This is a genomic window from Bradyrhizobium sp. USDA 4506, from assembly GCF_054058795.1.
Genome location: NZ_JBSSBM010000002.1, coordinates 7,674,675 through 7,696,880, shown reverse-complemented (window position 1 = coordinate 7,696,880; position 22,206 = coordinate 7,674,675). Strand labels below are relative to the sequence as shown.

The 22,206-nt window shown below is 65.0% G+C and carries 23 protein-coding genes; 9 read left to right on the top strand and 14 right to left on the bottom strand.

From position 1 onward, the window contains the following. Window positions 1–80 precede the first annotated feature (80 nt). Window positions 81–806, top strand: a complete 726-nt coding sequence (locus tag ACVIHF_RS38300) for a phosphorylase family protein (RefSeq protein WP_253604884.1) — start codon at window positions 81–83, stop codon at window positions 804–806. 154 nt (window positions 807–960) lie between these two features. Here the strand turns inward: ACVIHF_RS38300 and ACVIHF_RS38295 are convergent, their stop codons facing one another. Then, window positions 961–2,130 (bottom strand): saccharopine dehydrogenase family protein, encoded by a 1,170-nt coding sequence (locus ACVIHF_RS38295; protein WP_253604885.1) that lies wholly within the window; start codon window positions 2,128–2,130, stop codon window positions 961–963. Between the two features lie 314 nt (window positions 2,131–2,444). Here ACVIHF_RS38295 and ACVIHF_RS38290 point away from each other — a divergent pair, with 314 nt between their 5' ends. Beyond that, window positions 2,445–2,930, top strand: a complete 486-nt coding sequence (locus ACVIHF_RS38290; protein WP_456793537.1) for an adenosine-specific kinase — start codon at window positions 2,445–2,447, stop codon at window positions 2,928–2,930. 90 nt (window positions 2,931–3,020) lie between these two features. Here ACVIHF_RS38290 and ACVIHF_RS38285 read toward each other — a convergent pair whose 3' ends face one another. Then, a complete protein-coding gene (locus tag ACVIHF_RS38285) occupies window positions 3,021–3,539 on the bottom strand; it encodes a MarR family winged helix-turn-helix transcriptional regulator (RefSeq protein ID WP_028336531.1) in 519 nt (172 codons plus the stop codon). Between the two features lie 179 nt (window positions 3,540–3,718). Between ACVIHF_RS38285 and ACVIHF_RS38280 the strand changes: the two genes are divergently transcribed. From ACVIHF_RS38280 to ACVIHF_RS38265, 4 genes are all read left to right on the top strand, one after another. After that, window positions 3,719–4,759: a branched-chain amino acid ABC transporter permease gene (locus tag ACVIHF_RS38280; protein WP_028336532.1), complete on the top strand. Its 1,041-nt coding sequence runs from the start codon at window positions 3,719–3,721 to the stop codon at window positions 4,757–4,759. Between the two features lie 5 nt (window positions 4,760–4,764). Next, window positions 4,765–6,534, top strand: coding sequence for a branched-chain amino acid ABC transporter ATP-binding protein/permease (locus ACVIHF_RS38275; RefSeq protein WP_253604887.1), 1,770 nt, complete (start codon window positions 4,765–4,767; stop codon window positions 6,532–6,534). After that, entirely contained in the window at window positions 6,531–7,262 is a 732-nt protein-coding gene (locus ACVIHF_RS38270) for an ABC transporter ATP-binding protein (protein WP_456793536.1), read from the top strand. The genes ACVIHF_RS38275 and ACVIHF_RS38270 overlap by 4 nt, the downstream gene beginning before the upstream one ends. A 251-nt stretch (window positions 7,263–7,513) precedes the next feature. After that, the gene (locus ACVIHF_RS38265; protein ID WP_456794164.1) at window positions 7,514–7,897 is read left to right on the top strand and encodes an endonuclease domain-containing protein; all 384 of its coding nucleotides are present in this window, start codon (window positions 7,514–7,516) and stop codon (window positions 7,895–7,897) included. A gap of 125 nt (window positions 7,898–8,022) precedes the next feature. On the opposite strand, the gene ACVIHF_RS38260 is transcribed toward ACVIHF_RS38265, so the two are convergent. From ACVIHF_RS38260 to ACVIHF_RS38220, 9 genes are all read right to left on the bottom strand, one after another. After that, the gene (locus tag ACVIHF_RS38260) at window positions 8,023–9,174 is read right to left on the bottom strand and encodes an ABC transporter substrate-binding protein (protein ID WP_168857602.1); all 1,152 of its coding nucleotides are present in this window, start codon (window positions 9,172–9,174) and stop codon (window positions 8,023–8,025) included. A gap of 146 nt (window positions 9,175–9,320) precedes the next feature. Further along, a complete protein-coding gene (locus ACVIHF_RS38255; protein WP_253604891.1) occupies window positions 9,321–9,740 on the bottom strand; it encodes an acyl-CoA thioesterase in 420 nt (139 codons plus the stop codon). A 62-nt stretch (window positions 9,741–9,802) separates the two neighbouring features. Then, on the bottom strand, window positions 9,803–10,564 hold the full coding sequence (locus ACVIHF_RS38250; RefSeq protein ID WP_092085349.1) for an SDR family NAD(P)-dependent oxidoreductase: 762 nt from the start codon (window positions 10,562–10,564) through the stop codon (window positions 9,803–9,805). Between the two features lie 20 nt (window positions 10,565–10,584). After that, window positions 10,585–12,456, bottom strand: coding sequence for a feruloyl-CoA synthase (locus ACVIHF_RS38245; protein WP_253604893.1), 1,872 nt, complete (start codon window positions 12,454–12,456; stop codon window positions 10,585–10,587). Continuing rightward, window positions 12,453–13,247 carry a crotonase/enoyl-CoA hydratase family protein gene (locus tag ACVIHF_RS38240; RefSeq protein WP_168857598.1) on the bottom strand — a complete coding sequence of 265 codons (795 nt, stop codon included), beginning with the start codon at window positions 13,245–13,247 and terminating at the stop codon, window positions 12,453–12,455. Before ACVIHF_RS38240 ends, ACVIHF_RS38245 begins: the two co-directional genes overlap by 4 nt. Before the next feature lie 330 nt (window positions 13,248–13,577). Beyond that, window positions 13,578–14,039, bottom strand: a complete 462-nt coding sequence (locus tag ACVIHF_RS38235; RefSeq protein WP_225645395.1) for a DUF3237 domain-containing protein — start codon at window positions 14,037–14,039, stop codon at window positions 13,578–13,580. Between the two features lie 4 nt (window positions 14,040–14,043). Then, window positions 14,044–15,360 carry a TRAP transporter large permease gene (locus ACVIHF_RS38230; protein ID WP_456793535.1) on the bottom strand — a complete coding sequence of 439 codons (1,317 nt, stop codon included), beginning with the start codon at window positions 15,358–15,360 and terminating at the stop codon, window positions 14,044–14,046. Between the two features lie 6 nt (window positions 15,361–15,366). Further along, the gene (locus tag ACVIHF_RS38225; RefSeq protein ID WP_057015996.1) at window positions 15,367–15,933 is read right to left on the bottom strand and encodes a TRAP transporter small permease; all 567 of its coding nucleotides are present in this window, start codon (window positions 15,931–15,933) and stop codon (window positions 15,367–15,369) included. Window positions 15,934–16,105: 172 nt separating this feature from the next. Further along, the gene (locus ACVIHF_RS38220) at window positions 16,106–17,128 is read right to left on the bottom strand and encodes a TRAP transporter substrate-binding protein (RefSeq protein ID WP_076832508.1); all 1,023 of its coding nucleotides are present in this window, start codon (window positions 17,126–17,128) and stop codon (window positions 16,106–16,108) included. 268 nt (window positions 17,129–17,396) lie between these two features. Here ACVIHF_RS38220 and pobA point away from each other — a divergent pair, with 268 nt between their 5' ends. Then, window positions 17,397–18,566 carry a 4-hydroxybenzoate 3-monooxygenase gene (gene pobA / locus ACVIHF_RS38215; protein ID WP_057015994.1) on the top strand — a complete coding sequence of 390 codons (1,170 nt, stop codon included), beginning with the start codon at window positions 17,397–17,399 and terminating at the stop codon, window positions 18,564–18,566. Between the two features lie 160 nt (window positions 18,567–18,726). Here pobA and ACVIHF_RS38210 read toward each other — a convergent pair whose 3' ends face one another. Next, window positions 18,727–19,113, bottom strand: coding sequence for a DUF6632 domain-containing protein (locus ACVIHF_RS38210; protein WP_253604899.1), 387 nt, complete (start codon window positions 19,111–19,113; stop codon window positions 18,727–18,729). A gap of 231 nt (window positions 19,114–19,344) precedes the next feature. Here ACVIHF_RS38210 and ACVIHF_RS38205 point away from each other — a divergent pair, with 231 nt between their 5' ends. Further along, window positions 19,345–19,800 (top strand): PaaI family thioesterase, encoded by a 456-nt coding sequence (locus ACVIHF_RS38205; RefSeq protein WP_076832511.1) that lies wholly within the window; start codon window positions 19,345–19,347, stop codon window positions 19,798–19,800. Here ACVIHF_RS38205 and ACVIHF_RS38200 read toward each other — a convergent pair. After that, window positions 19,797–20,690, bottom strand: coding sequence for a LysR substrate-binding domain-containing protein (locus ACVIHF_RS38200; protein ID WP_438077047.1), 894 nt, complete (start codon window positions 20,688–20,690; stop codon window positions 19,797–19,799). The two genes, ACVIHF_RS38205 and ACVIHF_RS38200, sit on opposite strands and share 4 nt — an antisense overlap. A gap of 118 nt (window positions 20,691–20,808) precedes the next feature. Here ACVIHF_RS38200 and ACVIHF_RS38195 point away from each other — a divergent pair, with 118 nt between their 5' ends. After that, entirely contained in the window at window positions 20,809–21,444 is a 636-nt protein-coding gene (locus ACVIHF_RS38195; RefSeq protein ID WP_456793534.1) for a pyridoxamine 5'-phosphate oxidase family protein, read from the top strand. Here the strand turns inward: ACVIHF_RS38195 and ACVIHF_RS38190 are convergent. Further along, a complete protein-coding gene (locus ACVIHF_RS38190; protein WP_456777940.1) occupies window positions 21,441–22,172 on the bottom strand; it encodes a glutathione S-transferase family protein in 732 nt (243 codons plus the stop codon). The genes ACVIHF_RS38195 and ACVIHF_RS38190 overlap by 4 nt on opposite strands. Between the last annotated feature and the right edge of the window lie 34 nt (window positions 22,173–22,206).

The window sequence follows — 22,206 nt, the reverse complement described above, 5'->3', positions numbered from 1 at the left end:
GGCGTTGGAGCAGAACACTCCTGATACGACCCGCACGCGCGGACACTCGCCGTCCAGCGCGGCATCCGGGGAGCGGACTCATGGCAGCGGTGATTGGAGTCACGGGACTTGCGTTTGAGGCGCGGATCGCTGCAGACCTGCATACGCAGGCGATCTGCAGTGGCGATGGCAGCACGCTCGCGGAGTCTCTCGCGTCGGCAATTGCTGAGGATTGCTACGGTCTTATCAGCTTTGGCGTCGCGGGCGGCCTTTCGCCCGACCTCCCGGCAGGCGCATGCGTCGTAGCATCGACGATCGTTTCGGAAACGATTCAGCTCTTCACTGATCGGGACTGGTCGCAAGCCTTGCTTCGACTCATCCCCGGTTCGATTTATGGCCCTATTGCTGGTGTGACCACGGTCGCCATGCATCCAGAAGCGAAGCGCTCGCTGCATATGAGTACAGGCGCGCTGGCGGTCGATAACGAATCCCATGTGGCGGCGAGTGTCGCTGCAGCGCGCGGCCTCCCTATGACTGCCGTCCGCGTGATCATGGATCCGGCCGGTCGGCAGCTTCCTGCCGCCGCCCTGTCCGCAGTGCGTGCAAACGGGACGATCGATCTCGCCGCGCTGGTCCGTGCGACAATGAAACAGCCGAGCGAGTTACCGATGCTGCTTCGGACCAGTCTCGACGCACTGTCCGGATTTGCGGCGCTGCTTCGCTGCCGTCAATTGCTTGGCCCTGGATTAGGGTTGCCTTCCTTGCAAGCAGAAGAGTCGGAGCCAAGTTCAAGTATCGTAGCGGAAGATCGTATGATCGCCCTCTAGAGCGTTTTCGAGCGAAGTGGGCACCGGTTCGCGTGAAGAAAACGCGTCAAAACAAGAATCTAGAGCTTCGGTTCTGATTCAATCAGAACCGAAAATGCTCTAGTCGCTTTTTTAGCCGAACGGGCTGCTATACCTGCCGACTGCGTGCGTGACCTCAACGCGCACTGAAAGTGAGGCCGGCGCGCTCCTTTAGACGCTTGCGCAAGGCCGGCCCCATCAGCGCGCCCGGCGTCCAGATGCCGCCCTCACCCTGCACGTCACGCACGACGCAGAGAGCGCTTTCGGTGATCATCTTGCTTGTCGAGCCATAGCCCGGATCGCGGTCGCCGGTGACAACGGCTTCGACCCGTCCGCCATCCGGCACCTCGCCCAGAAAGAAGATGTCGTAGAAGCCCCTCTCGCGCGCTTCCCGGGTCGGGCCTGCGCCGCGTTTGAGACCGCCGGTCCCGAACAAGGACACCACCGTGGCGAACGTCTCCGTCGTCACGCTCGCGATGTCCCCAAGTCCCGGCGCCACCATCATCTCGTCATAAACGAAGTCCCTGCCGTAGGGATGGCCCAACAGGAAGTTCGTGCGGTGCACGTTCTTGGTGTTGATCGGCGCCATCGGGAACGGCACGAGCCACGCGTGCATGCTTGTGTCATATTCGGGGACGAGGCCCGACGGCTGAGACGGCCCAGTGAAGCCCGGCGTCAACGCGAAGGGATCGGTCAGCAGCCGGATCAGGGCCGGGTCGCGCGCCGCGGCGGCCAGCGTCGCCTGAGCGCTCGCCGCGGTGCCGCCAGACATGCCACCCCTCACCTTGCGCAGACGGGCCTTCACCCGCCGCGCCGGGCGTCCGAATTTCTCGCGCGCCTTCTCCTGCAACGTGAGCACACCGAGATCGAACGGGATGGAATCGAAGCCACAGGAGAAGACGATGCGCGCGCCGGTCCGTTTTGCCTCTTCGTGATGGGCGTCGATCATAGCCCGCATCCAGCCCGGTTCGCCGCAAAGATCAACATAGGCCGTGCCGGTGGCCGCGCATGCCGCCACTAGCTCGGGACCGTGAAGCTGATAGGGCCCGACCGTGGTGACGACCACGGTCGCGCGCTCGCACATCGAACGCAGGCTGGCCGGCTCGGCGGCATCCGCCTTCACTAACGGCAAATCGTCCGGTGCGCCGATGTCGGCACGCACTTTCTGGAGTTTGTCGGTCGAGCGTCCCGCAATTGCCCAGGACGGAGCATCGTCGCCGCGATAGGATGTCGCCAGATATTCGGCGATGAGACCCCCGGTGTAACCCGTCGCGCCATAGACGATGAGGTCGAAGTCCCGCTTCACGGCGTTGATCCTCCTCGAGCCCCCGGAAGCGCTCCCTTCAGATCCGTTAGCAACGCTCGGTACGCTTCGCGGCCATTTGCGAGGGGCCGGGCAACATACGGGCCATCGCGCTTGACGGAGGATACCACAATTGCCGCCCTTCGGCGCGCAACCTCCCGGCGATTTCCGGTCCCCCCTTGAGAGCCGTCGTGAGTACGGACGCTGGTCGGCGTGAGCCGAAGCAACAGCCGGCACATTTGAGCGCCTGTGGCCGCTTGCAAACGCCCTCCGACGGCCTACCATGGATTGGGGAGTTCGCGTGCAGGAGCGAAGCCATGGAACTCACCGTGGTGCCCATCGTCAAGCCGGATGAGACCAACTTCATCTTCGGCCAGTCGCATTTCATCAAGACCGTGGAAGACCTTCACGAAGCGCTGGTGGGCACGGTTCCGCGCATCCGCTTCGGGTTGGCTTTCTGCGAGGCCTCCGGCAAGCGGTTGGTGCGCTGCTCCGGTAACGACGACGCCTCGCTCGCCCTGGCACGCGACAACGCATTGGCGATCGGCGCCGGTCACACCTTCCTGATTTTCCTCGGCGACGGGTTCTTTCCCGTCAACGTGCTGCCGGCGGTGCGCGCAGTGCCGGAGGTCTGCCGCATCTATTGCTCGACGGCCAATCCAACACAGGTGCTCGTCGCGCAGACGGAGCTCGGGCGCGGCGTGCTCGGCGTGGTGGATGGCGCCTCGCCGCTGGGTGTCGAAACCGACGCCGACATTGCGTGGCGGAAGGATCTGCTGCGGAACATCGGCTACAAGCTTTAGACCGCGATTGTTCGCCGCCTGGCGGCGCCCGCATGCCGGATATGTGTCAACCCAACGCGTCATTGCGAGCGGACGGGCCGTCACGCCCCCTCAAAACTCCTGCGCGAGCTTCGCCAGCATCTCCAGCAGCGCGGCGTGGTTGGCCGGACCGAGCACCTCGATCAGCCGCGCCTCGTGCTTGTTGGCGACCAGCTTCTTGGCGCGCGCCAGCACGGCGCGGCCCTTGTCGGTCAGGACGAGGATGTGGGAACGGCGGTCGTTGGTGGAGCGCATCCGCGCGCAAAGGTCGCGGCTCTCCAGCGCGTCGAGCATCGCGACAAAATTCGGCCTGAGGATGCCGAGCGTGTTGGCGATCTCTGTCTGGTTGCGGCCCGGATTCTTGTCGAGCAGAAGCAGCACCGAGAACTGCGCCGGCGTCAGCTGCAGCGGCGCGACGCAGCGCAGGAAGTCCTCGAATACCCTGAGCTGCGCGCGCTTCAACGAATAGCCGAGCAATCCGGACAGTTCGCCCAGTTGCAGCATGCTGTCGTCCCCGGCAGAATCGGCCGGTTCCCTGCGCAGGGCCCGCGACGAACGAAGGGCATCGGTGGCGGTCTTGGAAACAGTCATCGCTCCAGGCTCGCAATCCCGCTACAAGAATCCCGCACGACACTCGGGGACCTTGAGATTATATCTAATAATTGTTATGGACTATATCAAATGTCGGCAGCTTTCAACAGCCGATATCGGCCGACCTGACCGGCACGACCGGTTGAGGCGGTCCGACGCTTGAGGGGGAGCGCTCGGCCTTGAACACAACGATCATGCTGTTCCTGCTGCAGGACGGCATCACCAATGGCGCGATCTACGCACTGCTGGGGCTGGCCCTGGTGCTGGTGTTCGCGGTCACGCGGGTGATCCTGATCCCGCAGGGCGAATTCGTCACCTACGGCGCGCTGAGCTACGCCATGCTGGCGACCGGCCAGGTGCCCGGCACCGCACGGCTTGCGGTCGCGATGGGCCTCGTCGCCTTCGCCCTCGACCTGTTCTTCGCCCGCAACGCGCTGCATGCGCGGCTGGTGATCCGCTCGGTCGCGCTCAACATCGCCTTTCCCGTCGCGCTGCTCGGTCTGATCTATGCGCTGGTCGGTCCCGGCACGCCGATCGCCGTCAACATCGCGCTCGCGCTCCTGATCGTGGCGGCGATCGGGCTGTTCCTCTACCGCATCGCGTTCCAGCCGATCGCGCACACCTCCGTGCTGGTGCTGCTGATCGCCTCGGTCGGCTGCCATCTGGCGCTACAGGGCCTCGGCCTGGTGTTCTTCGGCGCCGAAGGCCTGCGCGCGCCTGCGCTGTCGAATGCCGCAGTGACCGCCGGCCCGCTGCGCTTCACCGGGCAGAGCCTTGCGGTCTACGGCCTGACGATCGGCTTCATCGTCGCCCTGTGGCTGTTCTTCGGCTACACCAAGACCGGCAAGGCGCTGCGCGCCACCGCGGTCAACCGCCTCGGCGCCCGCCTGGTCGGCATCCGCACCACGCTGTCCGGCCAGATCGCGTTCCTGCTCGCCTCCGTCATCGGCGCGATCTCCGGCATCCTGATCGTGCCGATCACGACGCTCTATTACGACACCGGTTTCCTGATCGGCCTGAAGGGCTTCATCGCCGCCATCATCGGCGGCCTGGTCAGCTATCCCCTGACCGCGGTCGCCGCCATCGTGGTCGGCATCGTCGAGGCCTTCTCGTCGTTCTACGCCAGCAATTTCAAGGAAGTCATCGTGTTCACGCTGATCCTCCCCGTGCTCGTGTTGCGCTCGCTCGCGGCGCCCGAGGTCGAAGAAGAGAAGGATTGAGCGCGATGACGCAGCGCCTTCCCCTCATCATCTTCGCGCTCGTGATGGCGGTGATTCCACTTGTCCCGGGTATCCCGCCGTTCTGGATCGTGCTGCTCGACAATATCGGCCTCGCCGCGCTGGTCGCGATGGGCCTCGTGCTGCTCACCGGCGTCGGCGGCCTGACCTCGTTCGGCCAGGCCGCGTTCTGCGGGTTCGGCGCCTACACCACGGCGGTGCTGACCACCGCCTACGGCGTCTCGCCCTGGCTGACGCTGCCGGCTTCGCTGTTGGTCAGCGGCATCGCCGCCGTGCTGCTCGGCATCGTCACGGTGCGGCTATCCGGCCATTATCTGCCGCTCGGCACCATCGCCTGGGGCATCGGGCTGTTCTATCTGTTCAGCAAGCTCGAATTCCTCGGCCGCAACGACGGCATCTCGGGCATTCCGCCGCTGTCGATCGGCTCGTTCAAGATGCTGAGCCCGGATGCGATCTACTACGCGATCTGGGTCGCGGTGCTGCTGTCCGCGCTGCTCACCATGAACCTCTTGGACTCCCGCACCGGGCGCGCGATCCGCGCCTTGCGGCGCGGCCATGTTGCGGCGGAAGCGTTCGGCGTGCAGACCCCCCGCGCCAAGCTGTTGGTGTTCATCTATGCCGCGGTGCTGGCCGGCCTGTCCGGTTGGCTGTATGCGCATTTCCAGCGCGCCGCCAACCCAACGCCGTTCGGCGCGCAGGCCGGCATCGAGTATCTGTTCATCGCCGTGGTCGGCGGCGCGGGCTACGTCTGGGGCGGCGTGCTCGGCGCCGGCATCGTCGTGATCCTCAAGGAGGTGCTGCAGAGCTACCTGCCCTACATCTTCGGCGGCCAGAGCCAGCTCGAGACCATCGTGTTCGGCATCATGCTTGTGCTGCTGCTGCAGCTCGCGCCTCAGGGCGTCTGGCCCTGGCTGATGTCGCGGCTGCCGTTCAAGCCCGCCCGCAAGACCCTGGACACATCGGTGAAGCTGGAGCACCGTGAACGGGCGCCTGGGACGTCTCCGGTTCTTCTGCACATCGACAAGGCGCGCAAGCAGTTCGGCGGCGTGCTCGCGGTCAACGACGTCTCGTTCGACGTCAACGCCCGCGAGATCGTCGCGCTGATCGGTCCGAACGGCGCCGGCAAGAGCACGACCTTCAATTTGATCACCGGCGTCCTGACCGCAACCAGCGGCAAGATCTCCGTGCTCGGCAAGGAAGTCGAGAACGCGCCGCCCCAGGAGGTGGTCAAGCTCGGCGTTTCCAGAACCTTCCAGCACGTCAAGCTGGTGCCCGACATGACCGTGCTCGAGAACGTCGCGATCGGTGCGCATCTGCGCGGCAATTCCGGCGCGATCTCCAGCATGCTGCGGCTCGACCGCGCCGACGAGGCGAAGCTGCTGGCGGAAGCCGCGCGGCAGATCGCGCGCGTCGGCCTGTCGGACCAGATCGACCAGCTGGCGGGCTCGCTGTCGCTCGGACAGCAGCGCATCGTCGAGATCGCCCGCGCGCTGTGCGTCGATCCGATGCTGCTGCTGCTTGATGAGCCGGCCGCCGGCCTGCGCCACATGGAGAAGCAGCGGCTCGCCGCGCTGCTCCGGCAATTGCGCGACGGCGGCATGTCGGTGCTGCTGGTCGAGCACGACATGGGGTTCGTGATGGATCTCGCCGACCGCATCGTGGTGCTGGATTTCGGTACCAAGATTGCCGAGGGCACGCCGGCCGCGATCAAGCGCAACCCCGACGTGATCAAGGCCTATCTCGGAGCCGCCGCATGAGTGCGCTGCTATCGGTGACTGACGTCCACATCTCCTACGGCAAGGTCGAGGCGGTGCGCGGCGTATCGCTCGACGTCGCCCAGAACGAGATCGTCACCATCATCGGTGCCAACGGCGCCGGCAAGACCACGCTGCTCAACGCCATCATGGGCGTACTGCCGCTGAAGGGCCGCACCAGCTTCGCCGGCGTCGACATGGCGCCGCTCGACATCGAGGACCGCGTCGCTACCGGCCTCAGCCTGGTGCCCGAGCATCGCGAATTGTTCGGCACCATGAATGTCGAGGACAATCTCGAGCTCGGCGCCTTCCGGATTGCGAAGGCCGTCGCGGTGGCGTCGCTGGAGCGGGTCTACACGCTGTTTCCGCGGCTCAAGGAGCGGCGCAAGCAGCTTGCCGGAACGCTGTCCGGCGGCGAGCAGCAGATGCTGGCGATGGGCCGCGCGCTGATGGGCGCGCCGAAGCTCCTGATGTTGGACGAGCCGAGCCTCGGCCTCGCTCCGATCATCGTCGCCGACATCTTCCGCATCGTCGGCGAGCTCCGCGCAGCCGGCGTCTCGGTGCTCCTGGTCGAGCAGAACGCCCAGGCAGCATTGCAGATCGCCGACCGCGCCTATGTCATGGAGCTCGGCGAATTCGTGCTGTCAGGCCCCGCGACGGAAATCGCCGCCAACAAGGGCGTCGCCGCGAGCTATCTCGGCTTCCAGCACGAAGGCGAGAGTGCGATTTAGGACGCGCAACTCCATCGCGGAGAGACCGTCACCCCACCTCGCCGCGCATTACATGCGCGGCGATCCTCCCCCTCCAGGGAAGGATGAAGGCAGGTGCGCCTTCCGGGAAATGATTTCTGACCGCGCTTGCATTCGCGCAAGGATTGCGCTCCACTTCACCCTCCCCTGGAGGGGGAGGGTCGATTGCGCGCGCGATGCGCAGCATCGCGGGTGCGATCGGGGTGGGGTGAAGCCACACAAATGGTCTCAACATCAATCCGCAGAGCCGCCGCGAAGAGCTGCGCGCCAACACGACGCCGCATGAACGAATCCTGTGGCGCGCGCTGAGAGAGCTGCCAACGGACGGAACGCATCTTCGAAGGCAGGCACCGATTGGCCCTTACGTCGTCGATTTCTTCTGCCCGGCCAAGCGACTCATCGTCGAGCTGGACGGTGGACACCACAATGACGATGAAGTGGCGAAGCGCGATCGTGCGCGACAAGAGTGGCTGGAGCGGGAAGGATATCGCGTCGTCAGGTTCTGGAATTCGGAGGTCAGTGAGGATTTGAATGCCGTGCTCGAACGGATCTATGTCGAGCTCTATGGCGCTCGCGAAGCGGAAGCTGTGCCACTGAAGCACTACCGACGGCGATAGACTGTCACCCCACCCCGCTTCGCATCGCTGCTCGCGATGCGAAGCGACCCTCCCCCTCCAGGGGAGGGTAAGAAAAAGCCGGCCCCATCGGGACCGGCTTCTTCGTTTCAGAGATCGCGACCGGCTTACATCGCCGGGACGTATTTGCCGTCCTTGACCGTCAGCAGGATGCGCGAACGGTCGTCGAGGCCGTAGCGATCCTTTTCGGTCCAGTTGTAGACGCCCTGGGTCGCGACGATCTCCTTCTCGGAGATGAAGGCCTTGCGAATCGCCTCGCGGAATTCCGGCGTGCCGGGCTTGGCGGTCTTCAGCGCCACCGGGATGATGCGCTTCATCACCTCGAAGGCATCGTACGAGTGGCCGGCGAACTGGCTGCGGCTGTTGGCGCCGTACTTGGCTTCATAGGCCGTGTTCAGCGCGAGGCCGGGCTTCTTGGTCAGCGCGCTGTCGGGCTGGGTTTCCGGCGACATGATCGGGCCGGCCGACATGATGACGCCTTCCGCGGCCGCACCGGCGATGCGGATGAAGTCCATGCTGGCGGCGCCGTGGGTCTGGTAGATCAGACCCTTGTAGCCGCGCTCGCGCAGCGCGGTCTGCGGCAGCGCCGCGGCGGTGCCGGAAGCACCGACCAGGATGGCATCGGGATTGGCGGCGACGAGCTTCAGCACCTGGCCCGCGACCGAGGTATCCGGACGCGCGAAGCGCTCCTCGTCGGTCATGGTCAGGCCCATCGGCACGGCCTGCGCCTTGAAGTCGTTGACCCAGAGATCGCCGTAGGAATCCGAATAGCCGATATAGCCGACGGTCTTGATGTTGTGCGCCTTCATGTGCTCGTAGAGCACCTTGCCCATGATCGGAATCGACTGCGGCAGGTCGACCGACCACTTCATGCGCGCCTCGTTGATCGGGAACGGCGCGAGGCCGAAATGCGGGATGCCGGCCTCGTTGGCGACCGTCGACACCGCGATCGACGGCGGCGTGGTGCAGGAGCCCATGATGATGTCGGCCTTGGACTCGGTGACGAAGCGCCGCGCGTTGGTAGTCGCGGCCGTCGGATCGCCACCGTCGTCGAGCACGATCAGCTTCAGCGGTACGCCGCCGATCTCCTTCGGCACGAAATCGAGCGCGTTGCGCTCGGGAATGCCGAGCGCCGCGGCGGGCCCCGTGGTCGAGATCGAGATGCCGATGGTGATTTCATTGGTCTGCGCCAGTGCGGGCGCGCCCGGCAGCGCGATGGCTGCCGCGAGCACCGCGGCGGCGAGAGTGGCCTTCCTCATTCATTCCTCCCTGCAGTTAAGTTTTTTGGGTTTAAACCGGTTTTGCGGGCCAATTCAGCCCCTTCTTTAGAGCATGATCCGGAAAAGTGGAAACCGGTTTTCCGAGAGGATCATGCTCCGAAAGTCGAGTCATGAGGGGGTGCGAGTCAGCCCTTCATGAAGCGGTCAATAATCTCCTGCGGAAACGGCGCCGATTTCAGCTTGGCGGGATCGTCCGGGTGGCGGCCGACCAGCACCCTGGTCTCGAACGCCTCGATCGCCAACGCCTCGTCCTTGAACACGCGGTGCACCACCTCGAAGCTCGAGCGCTTGATGCTCTCGATCCGGCTCTCGATGGTAATCCAGTCGCCATGGGTCGACGGGATGTGAAATTTCGCCCGCGTGTCGACCATGGGAATGCCGACCAGGCCGTATTTGTGGACGAGGTCCTGCTTCGAGCAACCGGCGGCCTCGAACATGATCGAGGTCGAGTCGTCGAACATCGCAAAATAGCGCGGGTAATAGACGATGTTGGCGGGGTCGCAATCGCCCCACTGGATCTGCACGTCGCGCCGATTGACGAACATGGTTTATCCTCGATCGAGCATGAGCGATCCGGAAGGGCGTTCATGCTCTTCCGGATCATGCTTCAGCGCGGCGCCATCCGGAGCGCGGCATCGAGCCGCACCACTTCGCCGTTCAGATAGGGGTTGTCGATCATGTGCAGCGCCAGCGAGGCGAACTCGTCGGCCTGGCCGAGCCGGCGCGGGAACGGGATCGCGGCGGCGAGCGAATCCTGCGCTTCCTGCGGCAGGCCGGCCAGCAGGGGCGTCATGAACAGGCCGGGCGCGATGGTCAGAACGCGGATGCCGAATTGCGCGAGCTCGCGCGCGATCGGCAGCGTCATCGCGACGATGCCGCCCTTCGATGCCGAATAGGCCGCCTGCCCGATCTGGCCGTCATAGGCCGCGACCGAGGCCGTTGAGATCACGACGCCGCGCTCGCCGGTTGCGAGCGGCTCGAGCTTGGCCATGTCAGCGGTCGCAAGCCGCAACATGTTGAAGGAGCCGATCAGATTGACCTTGATCACCTTGTCGAAGTCGCCCAGCGCCATCGGCCCCTCGCGACCGATCACGCGTTTTGCCACCCCAATGCCGGCACAGTTCACCAGCACGCGCGCGGGGCCGTGCGCCTTGGCGGCGGCGGCCACCGCGGCCTCGGCCGCCGCAGCATCGGCGACGTCGCAGACGACGGGAATGCCGCCGATCTCCGCCGCGACGCTCTCGGCGAGCTTGGCGTTGAGATCGCAGACCGCGACCTTGGCGCCCTGCGCGGCGAGACGGCGCGCGGTCGCAGCGCCCAATCCCGATGCACCGCCGGTGACGATGGCGGCCTGGTCCTTCAACTGCATGGCTTTCTCCTGTTCGAGAACTAGACGAGTGTGATCACCGATGCCGGCGGCACCGGCGCATAAAGCGCTTCGATGATGTCCGTGCGATGCTCCAGCACCGCGCGCTGGTTGATCGAGCCCTTGTCGGTGACCTCGCCGCGATCGATCGACAGCGGCGTGTCGAGCAGGATCGCGCGCGCGATCCGGTTCGACGAGCCGGTGGCGCCGGCCAGGACGCGCGCGAAGCGCTCGCGGAAGGCCGCCCGCACCAGCGGATCATTGGCCGCGGCCGCGATGTCGCCAGAGGCGAGCTGCGGATTGATCAGGCGGCAGCCGTCGAGATCGAGGATCACGATCGCGGCGAGCTCGTCGCGGTTGAGCCCCGCGATCACGACGTCGCGCACCAGCGGCGCGCAGGTGCCGACGAAACGCGCCCGCAAGGGTCCGACGCTGACCCAGGTGCCGCTCGCCAGCTTGAAATCCTCGGCGATGCGGCCGTCGAAATCGAAACCGGCATCGAGATCACCAGCGTCGGCAGGCTTCAGCGCGTCGCCGAACTTGTAAAAGCCTTCCTCGTCGAACGCCTTGGCGGTCAGCTCGGGCTGCCGCCAGTAGCCCGGGGTCACGTTCGGGCCTTTGGCGCGGACCTCAAGCTTGCCGTTGTTCGGAACGAGCTTCGCATCATTGCCCGACACCGGAAGCCCGACATGGCCGGAGCGGCTGGTATCGGGCCGCACCGACATGAAGAACGGCGAGGTCTCGGTGGCACCGAGGCCGGTCAGGACAGGCACACGATAGCCCTTCTCCTGCACTGCGAGCGCATCGAGGCTATTCCAGATGAACGGCGACAGCGCGGCGCCGGAGAAGAACATCGCATGCAGCCGGGCGAAGAATTTTGCCCGCAGACCGGCGTCGTCGCGCAGATAGGGCAGCAGCGATTCATAGCCTTTGGGCACGTTGAAATAGACCGTCGGCGAGATCTCGCGCAGGTTTCGCACGGTCTCCTCGATGCCGCCGGGCATCGGCTTGCCCTCATCGAGATACATCGAGCCGCCGTTATAGAGCGTCAGCCCGACATTGTGATTGCCGCCGAAGGTGTGATTCCACGGCAGCCAGTCGACGATAACCGGCGGCTCGTCCTTGAGGAATGCGAGCGTCTCGCGCAGCATCACCTGGTTAGCGCAGATCATGCGCTGGGTGTTGATGACGGCCTTGGGATTGCCGGTCGACCCCGACGTCAGCAGAAATTTCGCGATCGTGTCCGGACCGATTGCCGCATGGGCCGCATCGAGGCGCGGGTCTTCCGGCGTCGCCAGGAGACCGGCAAGGCGCGTCACCTCACGGCCGGGCACGGTGCCGCGGCTCGCGGCGATCTCGACATCGGATCCGACATTGGCACGCAGCGCGTCGGCGAACTTGTCGGCATCGTCGACAAAGATGAGGCCCGGCGTCAGAAGCTTGATGACGAAGCTGAGCTTGCCATAGTCGCGCGACACCAGCGAATAGGCCGGCGACACCGGGCAGAACGGAACGCCGGCATAGAGCGCGCCGAGCGCCACCAGGGCATGATCGATCGAATTGCCCGACAGGATCGCGATCGGCCGCTCGGCCGACAATCCGCGCGCGATCAAGGCGGAGGCGATGCGCCTGATAGCCTCGAGCAATTGCACGTAGGTGATTTGCCGCCAGCCGCCACCGGCGGCGCGCTCGGCCATGAACACGCGGTTCGGCCCGGCCTTCGCCCAGTGGTGCAGGCGATCGGTGAGGCGAACCGGAAAATCGGCGAGGCTGAGCTTCGGTCGGAGGTAGATCGTGCCGTCGTCGCGGCGCTCGACGGTGACGTCGGGATTGCCGAACGAGATCGGGCGCAGCGGATGCGCGCTCGCAGTGGTCGCAGACGGCGCGGCGCTCATGTCGGCTTCACCTTGGCGGTCTTGCGATCAAGAAACGCGCGGATGCGCTTCTTGGCTTCCTTGTCGCTCTGCGCCACCGTCGCCATCAGCGATTCCATCAACAGGCCGGTCTGCGGATTGGCCTCGGCGATCATCGGTAGCGCCTGCAACACAGCGAAGTTGGTCAGCGGCGCATTGGCGGCGACGCGCTCGGCAAGCTCCAGCGCCTTCGGCAGCGCGCCGTCGGCCTCGGTGAGATATTGCGAGAAGCCGTAGGCGGCGCCCTCGGTCGCCGAATAGACCCGCCCGGTCAGCATCATGTCCGCCATCCTGGGCACGCCGATCAGGCGCGGCAACCGCACCGATCCGCCGCCGCCGACGAAGATGCCGCGCTGGCCCTCGGGCAGCGCGAAATAGGCCGACGGCTCGGCGACGCGGATATGCGCGGCGCAAGCCAACTCCAGTCCGCCGCCGATCACCGCGCCCTTCAGTGCGGCGATGACAGGCACGCGGCAATACTGGATGCGGTCGAACACGCGGTGCCACATCTGGGAATGCACCAGGCCCTCGGTGGCGTCGCGCTCGGTCAGTTCGGAGAGGTCGAGGCCGGACGAGAAGTGATCGCCGATGCCATGGATGACGACGGCGCCGACCGCATCCGGTATCGCGGAGAAGCAATCCCGCAGCGCCAGGATGATGCCGTCGTTCAGCGCATTGCGCTTGGCGGGACGGTTCAGCCCGACCGTCAGCACCGCCCCTCGCGTCTCGATCCTGAGCAGCGAAGCGTCTCCCTCGCCGGCAGCGTTTCCCATGGCGTTATTGGTTCCCGTTCAGAATAGTTATGTTTTATAACGATTAGCGGGAGAGTCAATATGGGCGCGCACGGCTGGTGGCCATCGCCCCTTCGAGACGGCCGCTGCGCGGCCTCCTCTGGGTGACGGTGATGAAGTTGATACGCGCCCCCACCCGTCGTCCCTGCTTTCGAAAGCAGGGACCCATAACCACAAATGATTATTGTTGGACGATGACGGAACGACGAGTCCCGTTCACGACACAGGCCGCGGAGTATGGGTCCCTGCTTTCGCAGGGACGACACCGAATGTTGGCGGATCCCGGCGGGTAAAACGAGCAAGAGTGCGAAACTAAAGCACCTGATGCACGTCGATCACGACCCGGTCGGCGTGGCGGGCGGCGGAGCCGACGAAGATGTGCTGCATCAGCCAGCGGTAGTTCTCGGCGCCGGTTTCGAATTTCGGCACGGTGCGGAAATAGATCAGCTTCGGGTCGACCGGCTCGCCGCGCTTCAGCTTCTGCAACAGCTCGACCGGCCCGAAGCGGATGCCCTTGTTCTCGACATAGACGACGGCGCCGTCGTCGGTCTCGAAGGCGTATTTCGCCTCCAGCTCGATCAGCTCGTTGGGCCGGATGATCTGGAAGTCGGCACCGAACGCCAGCACTTTGCCGTTGACCTTCTCGCCCCTCACCTCGCCGCCGACGATCGGAATGATGCGGCGGACGCCGGTGCCGATGTCACCGGCGGACGTCACCTCCGCGATCCGGGCGGTTATGGTGAAGACGTATCTGGTCTCAAGCTCGGGATTCATAGGCCTAACCAATCATGCGCTGCGGCAGCCAGGTCGCAAGCAGCGGGAACAGGATCAGGATCACCAGCCGGATCAGATCGGTGATGACGAACGGTAGCACCCCGACAAAGATCGTCGACATGTTGACGTCCTTGATGACGCTCTTGATCACGAACACGTTCATGCCGACCGGTGGATGGATCAGGCCGAGTTCGACCGTCATGACGATGATGATGCCGAACCAGATCGGATCGAAGCCGAGCGCGGTCACCACCGGAAACACGATCGGCACGGTGAGGATCACCATCGCCATCGCGTCCATCAGGCAGCCGAGCACCAGATACATCAGGAGGATCAGCGCCAGCACGCCATAGGGGCCGATGCCGAGCCCGGTGAGGAATTCGGTGACGTGCTGCGGCGTCTGCGTGATGGTGAGGAAATAGCCGAAGCAGAGCGCGCCGATCAGCACCGTGAACACGGCGGCCGCGGTGCGCGTCGCCTGCAGCAGCGATTGCAGGATGCCGTCCCTGGTCAGCTTGCCACGGAGGATACCGATGATGAAGGCGCCCACCGCGCCGACCGCGCCGGCTTCGGTCGGGACAAAGAAGCCGCCATAGAGCCCGCCGATCACGAACAGGAACAGCAGCAGCGGCGACCAGACGTCGCGCAGCGCGACGAAGCGCTCGTGCCACGACGCCTTCTTTCCCGCCGGCAGGAAGCCGGGCCTCGTCACGCCGATGATGCCGATCGTGATCATGTGCATCAGGATCGCGAGCAGGCCCGGCACCACGCCCGCGATAAACAGCTTGCCGATGTCCTGCTGGGTGATGATGCCGTAGACCGCGAGCACGGTGGACGGCGGCAGCATCGCCCCGAGCGTGCCGCCGACCGCGATCACGCCGGCGGCGAAGGATTGCGGATAGCCGAAGCGGCGCATCTCGGGATAGGCGACGGCCGAGAAGGTCGCGGCGGTCGCGACCGACGAGCCCGAGATCGCGGCAAAGCCGCCGCAGGCGGCGATGGTCGCAATGCCGAGCCCGCCCTTCCAATGGCCGACAAAGGTGTTGGCGGCGCGGAACAGCTCGCGGCTGATGCCCGAGACGGACACGAAGGCGCCCATCAACAGGAACATCGGGATCACGCCGAAGGAATAATCCGTCACCGTACGCATCGTGGTCTGGCCGACCAGCTTGAGCGCCGGCGCGAAGCCGGTGAGATAGCCAAAGCCGGTGATGCCGACGAGACCCATCGCCATGCCGACGGGGACACGGAGCAGCATCAGCACGAACAGGCTGACAAAGCCGATGACGGCGACGGTCTCGGGACTGAGGTCGAGACTCATGGCCGTCTACTCCGCGGTCTTGATCTTGGCGTCATGGATATCTTCCGGATGGAAGATCAGGCGGTAGGTGCGGATCGCGATCAGCAGCACCGCGGAGACGTCGCCGATCCACGACACCAGGAAGAACGGCCAGACCGGCACGCCGAGATCCATGGTGACGATATGGCTGTTCCTGGTGTCGATCACCTTGTCGACCAGCGTGTAGGTCTGCACGCTCACCACGAACAGCAGCACCAGCGTCGCGAAGATGTCGATCCAGCGCTGGTAGCGCGGCGAGGCATTGGCCCAGACCAGATCGACGGTAATGTGGGTACCGCGATAGCTCGTCGCCGCAATTCCCCAGAAGATCAGGATGCCGAGCAGGAACTGGCCGAAATTGTAGTAGTCGGGGATCGTCACCGCGAAGAATTTGCGCATGAACACCGCGGTGAAGGTGTTGAGCGCGACGACGCCAACGAAGAAGGCCGCGACCCATTCGATCGAATCGATGAAGCGATCCATGAAATTTTTGCGCGCCGGCTCGGGTGGGCCGGTGATCGCGCCGTCTTGGGAAACTTCGGCAGATTGCGTCATGCGTTGCTTCGATGAGCTCCCTCTCCCCCGCTCTTGCGGGGAGAGGGTTGGGGTGAGGGGCTGCTTCCACGAGTCGTGAATGCGGTGAGACCTGTACCCCCTCACCCGGATCGCATCTGACGATGCGATCCGACCTCTCCCCGCAAGCGGGGAGAGGTGAAGGGGAGCGGGATCAGATCCCCGCCTCGAACTTCTTCAGCGTGGCCTGCAGATCGGCGTCGATCTTTGCCGCATCGCCGCCGGCCTTTTTCACCGCCTCGGCCCAGCTGTCGCGCAGCGGCTTGACCGCCTTCTTCCACTCGGCGAGCTGGTCCGAAGTCAGCGGATAGACCTCGTGGCCTTCCAGCGCCTTCATCTTGGTGCGGCCATTGGCTTCGAAATCGGTCCAGGGGTCGGTGACCTTGGAGGCCCATTCCGGCGTGCAGTGATCGTCGATCACCTTCTTCTGGGCAGCCGACATCGAATTATATTTGGCGAGGTTCATGTTGTAGGTGAACACCGTCGAATAGAGCGGCACGTCCATGTGGTACTTCACCACCTTGTCGATGCCGAACAGGAAGATCGAGCCCCAGGGGAAGGTGATCTCGTCGGCCACGCCGCGCTCGATCGCGTCGCGCGATTCCGGCGCGGAGGCCTGCACATTGGTGCCGCCGAACATCTTCACCATCTCGCCGATGGTGCTCTGCGCGGGACGCACCTTGACGCCGGAGAGGTCGCTCGGCAGCACGATCTTCTTCTTGCCGTGCAGCGCGCCCGGATCGTGGATGAAGGCGAAGCACAGCTTGGTGTCCTTCATCTCGGTCGGCGCATATTTGTGATACCACTCGTTCAGCGCCAGCGTGCCCTTCTTGCCGTCGGAGAAGGTGAACGGAAGCTGGCCGGCGGCCGCGATCGGGAAACGGCCGGGCTGATAGCCAGGATTGACATAGGTGACGTCGGCGATGCCGTCGCGCGCCATGTCGTAATGGTCGAACGCCTTGCCGAGTTGCTCGGACGGAAACACGGTGACCTTGATGGTGCCGCCCGATGCCTTCTCGATGTCGGCGGCCCAGGCCTGGGTCGCGGGCACCAGCGGATGCGCCGGCGGCACCCATAGCGACACCTTGAGATTGACGGTCTTGTCCTGCGCGACGGCAGGTCCCGCGGCCGGCACGATGGCGGCGGCCATCAACACCGCCAACATTGTCTTCCTCATCACGTCTCCTCCTCTCCAGGACGGGCTTCGTGCCCGGCTCATTACTTAACATGTTATCTAATTCGCGCGGATATTCAAGATGAAATCCGGCGGGCGGACGCCTCGTCGCACCCTCCGCCCGGTCCCGCGCAACCGTATCTTGCGCTGCGGCGAACGCGCGGGTCCCGCGCAAATCCGCCTTGCCAAAATCGTTATATGATATAGTTGCCTTGGCAAGTTGCCGACGCGGGCACCGGCTAAAAGCCTATCCGATCGGGAGGACAAGGTATTGCGGACAAAAGTAGCAATCATTGGTGCAGGTCCGGCCGGACTGTTGCTTGGGCAACTACTTCATACTTTCGGCGTAGACAACATCATTCTTGAGCGGCAGACCCCGGACTATGTGCTGGGGCGGATTCGCGCCGGGCTGCTCGAGGAAGGCACCGTGTCGCTGCTCGAGAGCGTCGGCGCCGCTGCCCGGCTGCACCAGGAGGGCCTCGTCCATCACGGTCTCGAACTGGCGTTCGGCGGCGCACGGCACCGCATCGACCTGCATGGTTCGACCGGCAAGACCGTGACCATCTACGGCCAGACCGAGGTCACGCTCGACCTGATGAATGCCCGCAAGGCGGCCGGCCTGACCTCGATCTACTCGGCGGCCGACGTCAAGCCGCTTGATTTCGATACCGATCATCCGCGCGTCAGCTACGTCAAGGACGGCGTCACCCACGAGATCGCCTGCGACTTCATCGCCGGCTGCGACGGCTTCCACGGCATCAGCCGCGCCAGCATGCCGGCGTCGGCGATCACCAGCTACGAACGGGTGTATCCGTTCGGCTGGCTCGGCATCCTCTCGGAGACGCCGCCGGTCTCGCCGGAGCTGATCTACAACAACCACGAGCGCGGCTTTGCGCTGTGCACGATGCGCTCGTCCCACCGCAGCCGTTACTATGTGCAGTGCCCGCTCGACGATCATGTCGACCAATGGTCGGACGAGCGGTTCTGGGACGAATTGAAGCGGCGTCTCGACCAGAAGGCCGCCGACGAGATCGTCACCGGCCCCTCGATCGAAAAGAGCATCGCGCCGCTGCGCAGCTTCGTCGCCGAGCCGATGCGGTTCGGCCGCATGTTTCTGGCGGGCGACGCCTCGCACATCGTGCCGCCGACCGGTGCCAAGGGCCTCAACCTTGCCGCCAGCGACGTGCATTATCTGTCGCAGGCGCTGCGCGAATACTACGACGAGAAATCCTCCGCCGGCATCGATGCCTATTCGGGACGCGCGCTGGCGCGGGTCTGGAAGGCGGTGCGCTTCTCCTGGTGGATGACCTCGATGCTGCACAAATTCCCCGACGAGGGCGAATTCGCCGCGCGCATCCAGATCGCCGAGCTCGACTACCTCGTCAGCTCGAAGGCGGCGTCGACCTCGCTGGCGGAGAATTACGTGGGGCTGCCGTTCTGATCACCGACTGCCGGCTTCGTCATCCCGCGCAAAGGCTTCGCCGTTGTCTCGAGGTGCCGGCGCAGCGAGCCTCGAAGGATGCACGGCCCGGCCGGTAGCCGTCGATCCTTCGAGACGGCGCTGCGCGCCTCCTCGGGATGACGGGACGTGATGCCTGGGCTTAGGCAGCCGCAACGGCCGGCTTCGGCATCAGCCAGGCCAGCACCAGCGCGATCAGCAACAGCGCCGGGATGTCGCCCAGCAAGTGACCGCGCTCGGCCTCGTCACTGATCGCCTGCACGGCCATGATGCCGCCATGCACGACGCTCGACCACACCGCGAACCAGATCAGGCTGCGGTGCCGCAGCGGATCGCGCGCGGCGAGCAACAGGAATACGCCCAGCGTCGCATAGATGCCGACGATCATCATCGGGTAATGCGAATGGCCGTGGCCCCAGGACCAGCCGGACGGCCAGAGCTGGAACAGCGGATAGACAGCGAAAATCGCGATCAGACCGACCGCGACGAGCGCAATGCGAAGGCAGGTCAGGCGGGTCTCGGCCGACATGGTCTCTCCTCACGCCATGGACGCGGCGCGAAGCATGTCACAAACTGCGGCCGGATGCGCGTGAACTGCGTCACGGTTGGGAAGCGGCCGCGATGCTGACATTGTATCCCGCACCCGGCGCGAGCGAGCTTCAAACAGCCGTGCAAATCCCGTTTAAAACTTTGTAGGCGGTGAAACCGTCATCGACATCGCGTTCAATGGCGTCAACCCAACGTCATATGCGAGCTTCAGATGACCACCGATACGCAAGTCGTGCCCGACAATCCCCAAGACGTCCCTCAAGGCTTCGAGCCGCTGTTCCGCAAGAGCCCGCTCACCGAGCCCTGGGAGCCGCTTTACCAAAAGAAGACCGAGCGGGCCGTCATCATCGGCCTGCGGCTGGCGAGGCCGCACACCAACGGCCGCGGCCTGATCCATGGCGGCCTGATCGCAGCCCTTGCCGACAACGCGATGGGCTATAGCTGCGGCCAGGCGACCGGCTGGACCACCTCGTTCGTGACGATCTCGCTCGCGGTCGATTTCGTAGGCTCCGCCAATGTCGGGCAATGGCTCGCGATCGAGAGCGACGTGATCAAGACCGGCAGCACGATCTGCTTCGCGCAGAGCCTGATCAAGGCCGACGGGGTGACCATCGCGCGCGCCAACGGCACCTTCCGCGTGGTGCCGAAGAAGCCGCCGGTGAGCTAGTCGAAATACCAGTCGGTGACCTCGGTCACGAGATCGATGAAGGTCCGCACCTTGGCCGACAACAGCCGCGTCGTCGGATAGACCACGTGGATCGGCACAGCCGGCTGCTCGAACTCGGCGAGCACGATCTGGAGCCGCCGCGCCTTCAGCGATTCGGCCGCCTGGTAGGCCATCACCCGGGTCAGTCCGCCGTCCTGCTCGGCGTACTGGATGGCGGCGTCCGAGCTGTTGCTGGTGAAGCGCGGCGCAGGGGTGATGCGGACTTCGCGGCCATCCTCCATGAAGCGCCAATCCGGCGTCGCGGTCATGGCGCCGAACTGGATCGTGTCGTGGGCGGTGAGGTCCGCCGGTCGCTTCGGCTCGCCGCGACGCTTGAGATAGCCGGCCGACGCCACCACGATGCGGCGCATCCGGCCGACATGCCGCGCCACCAGCGTCGAATCCGGCAGGTGCCCGAGCCTGACCGCGAGGTCGACGCCGTCCTCGACCAGATTGATCCTGCGATCCGACAGCCGCAGGTCGACGCCGACGCCGGGATAGCGCTTCAGATAGGCGCTCACCACCGGGCTGACATGGAGCCGCCCGAAGCCGAACGGTGCCGAGATCACCAGGCGCCCTTCGGGGCGGGTGCGCTCGTTCTCCACCGCGTCCTCGGCCTCCTCGACATCGGCGAGGATCCGGCGCGCCCGCTCCAGATAGCGCGAGCCGGCGTCCGTCAGCGTCACCTGCCGCGTGGTCCGCTGCAGCAGCCGCGCGCCGAGCCGCTCCTCCAGCGCCGCGATCAGCCGCGTGATGGCGGACGGCGACAGGCCGAGCTTGCGGGCGGCGGGGGCGAACCCCTCGAGGTCCGCCACCGCGACGAAGGCCTGCATGGCGTCGATCCGGTCCATGGCACTATTGCATAATCGGCAACAGTGAAGTGTCAATGCACAAGATTGCTTACAATCTGGGAATGTCCATCTTAAGCGGCGAGGACAACCACTCAGGCGCCCGTCACGGGAGGCTCCGATGTCAGATGGTCACAGCTATGCGAGCGACGTCGCATTCAGTCCGGCGGTGAAGGCGATCCAGACCCGCAAGGGCTCACGCGCCACCTACGCCGAAGTCGAGGCACATGGCGGCTGGCGCAGCGAGATCGACGAGAACCTCGCCGGCTTCCTCGGCGAGGTGAACAGCTTCTATCTCGCGACCGCCTCGGCCGACGGCCGGCCCTACATCCAGCATCGCGGCGGACCGAAGGGTTTTATCAAGGTGCTCGACAAGCACACCATCGCGTTCGCCGACTACAGCGGCAATCGCCAGTTCATCACCCAGGGCAATCTCTCGGAGAATGCCAAGGCCTATATCTTCGTGATGGATTACGCGCACCGCCGCCGCGTCAAGCTGTGGGGCGAGGCGAAGGTGGTGGAGGACGATCCGGCGCTGACCCGCACGCTGATGCCGCAGGGCTACCGGGCGCGGCCCGAGCAGGTGATCCTGTTCAAGGTCACGGCGTGGGACACCAACTGCCCGCAGCACATTCCGCAAAAGTTCGACGCGGCCGATGTCGCGGCAGCGCTGGCCTCGCGCGACCAGCGCATCGCCGAGCTCGAGGCGGAGCTGGCCGCATTGAAGGGCCAGCCCGCTCCTGCGGGGCCGGCTTAGGCCGCCTGCCGCTGCAGCGGCGCCCAGGCGAATTCCGGATAGTATTGCCGCATCATCCGGCCGACATAGGCGGTGAGATTGTCAAACTTCTCGGTGCGCTCGCGCAGCGGCGAATCGAAGAACGGGGTGAGGATTCCCGCCAGCGCGCCGAACGCGGTGGCATCGGTGCCGCACGGCGCATCGCCCATCAGATACGGCTTGTCGCCGAGCTGCACCGACAGCGCGAACAGCGAACGGATCGCGAGATCGACGTCTTCGTCCGGTCCGTGGCGGCCAAGTCCGCTCAGCAGATAATTCTCGGCAACGCGGAACTGGGCGTCCTCGCGCATCTTGTCGCGCATATGGTCGGGCGCGCCGTCGAAGAAATGCGCGGGCCCCTTGGCGAAATTGGTGTCGTCGACCCATCGCGCGCCGACCAGCGCCCAGTAGACGTGATGCTCGATCATGCGCTCGAAGGCCCAGGCCTGGGCGCGCGCCTGCAGGCTGAGCGGCGCGTCGAAATCGAAGCCGTATTTGCCCTCGATATGGGCGCGGATGAAGGTCGAATCGGCGATCGTCTCGCCGTCGTCGGCGATGAACGGCAGCTGGCCCTTGGGAGACGCCGGCGGCATCGCCTTCTCCTTGCGATAGTCGAGCCCGGCCATCTTGAGCTGGACCTCGGTTTTGGTCACGAAGGGGCTAATTTCCGGCAAGCCGAAGCCCGTGCCAAAGCCAAAAAGCGTAATCATATAAAGCTCCCGATCGCCTGTGGTCGTGAATTGA

Bases quoted from the DNA above. Each gene is read 5' to 3' on its own strand.
- ACVIHF_RS38300 (WP_253604884.1), top strand. From the start codon at position 81: ATGGCAGCGGTGATTGGAGTCACGGGACTTGCGTTTGAGGCGCGGATC.
- ACVIHF_RS38290 (WP_456793537.1), top strand. From the start codon at position 2,445: ATGGAACTCACCGTGGTGCCCATCGTCAAGCCGGATGAGACCAACTTC.
- ACVIHF_RS38285 (WP_028336531.1), bottom strand. From the start codon at position 3,539: ATGACTGTTTCCAAGACCGCCACCGATGCCCTTCGTTCGTCGCGGGCC.
- ACVIHF_RS38275 (WP_253604887.1), top strand. From the start codon at position 4,765: ATGACGCAGCGCCTTCCCCTCATCATCTTCGCGCTCGTGATGGCGGTG.
- ACVIHF_RS38270 (WP_456793536.1), top strand. From the start codon at position 6,531: ATGAGTGCGCTGCTATCGGTGACTGACGTCCACATCTCCTACGGCAAG.
- ACVIHF_RS38260 (WP_168857602.1), bottom strand. From the start codon at position 9,174: ATGAGGAAGGCCACTCTCGCCGCCGCGGTGCTCGCGGCAGCCATCGCG.
- ACVIHF_RS38255 (WP_253604891.1), bottom strand. From the start codon at position 9,740: ATGTTCGTCAATCGGCGCGACGTGCAGATCCAGTGGGGCGATTGCGAC.
- ACVIHF_RS38250 (WP_092085349.1), bottom strand. From the start codon at position 10,564: ATGCAGTTGAAGGACCAGGCCGCCATCGTCACCGGCGGTGCATCGGGA.
- ACVIHF_RS38245 (WP_253604893.1), bottom strand. From the start codon at position 12,456: ATGAGCGCCGCGCCGTCTGCGACCACTGCGAGCGCGCATCCGCTGCGC.
- ACVIHF_RS38240 (WP_168857598.1), bottom strand. From the start codon at position 13,247: ATGGGAAACGCTGCCGGCGAGGGAGACGCTTCGCTGCTCAGGATCGAG.
- ACVIHF_RS38235 (WP_225645395.1), bottom strand. From the start codon at position 14,039: ATGAATCCCGAGCTTGAGACCAGATACGTCTTCACCATAACCGCCCGG.
- ACVIHF_RS38230 (WP_456793535.1), bottom strand. From the start codon at position 15,360: ATGAGTCTCGACCTCAGTCCCGAGACCGTCGCCGTCATCGGCTTTGTC.
- ACVIHF_RS38225 (WP_057015996.1), bottom strand. From the start codon at position 15,933: ATGACGCAATCTGCCGAAGTTTCCCAAGACGGCGCGATCACCGGCCCA.
- ACVIHF_RS38220 (WP_076832508.1), bottom strand. From the start codon at position 17,128: ATGAGGAAGACAATGTTGGCGGTGTTGATGGCCGCCGCCATCGTGCCG.
- ACVIHF_RS38210 (WP_253604899.1), bottom strand. From the start codon at position 19,113: ATGTCGGCCGAGACCCGCCTGACCTGCCTTCGCATTGCGCTCGTCGCG.
- ACVIHF_RS38205 (WP_076832511.1), top strand. From the start codon at position 19,345: ATGACCACCGATACGCAAGTCGTGCCCGACAATCCCCAAGACGTCCCT.
- ACVIHF_RS38200 (WP_438077047.1), bottom strand. From the start codon at position 20,690: ATGGACCGGATCGACGCCATGCAGGCCTTCGTCGCGGTGGCGGACCTC.
- ACVIHF_RS38195 (WP_456793534.1), top strand. From the start codon at position 20,809: ATGTCAGATGGTCACAGCTATGCGAGCGACGTCGCATTCAGTCCGGCG.
- ACVIHF_RS38190 (WP_456777940.1), bottom strand. From the start codon at position 22,172: ATGATTACGCTTTTTGGCTTTGGCACGGGCTTCGGCTTGCCGGAAATT.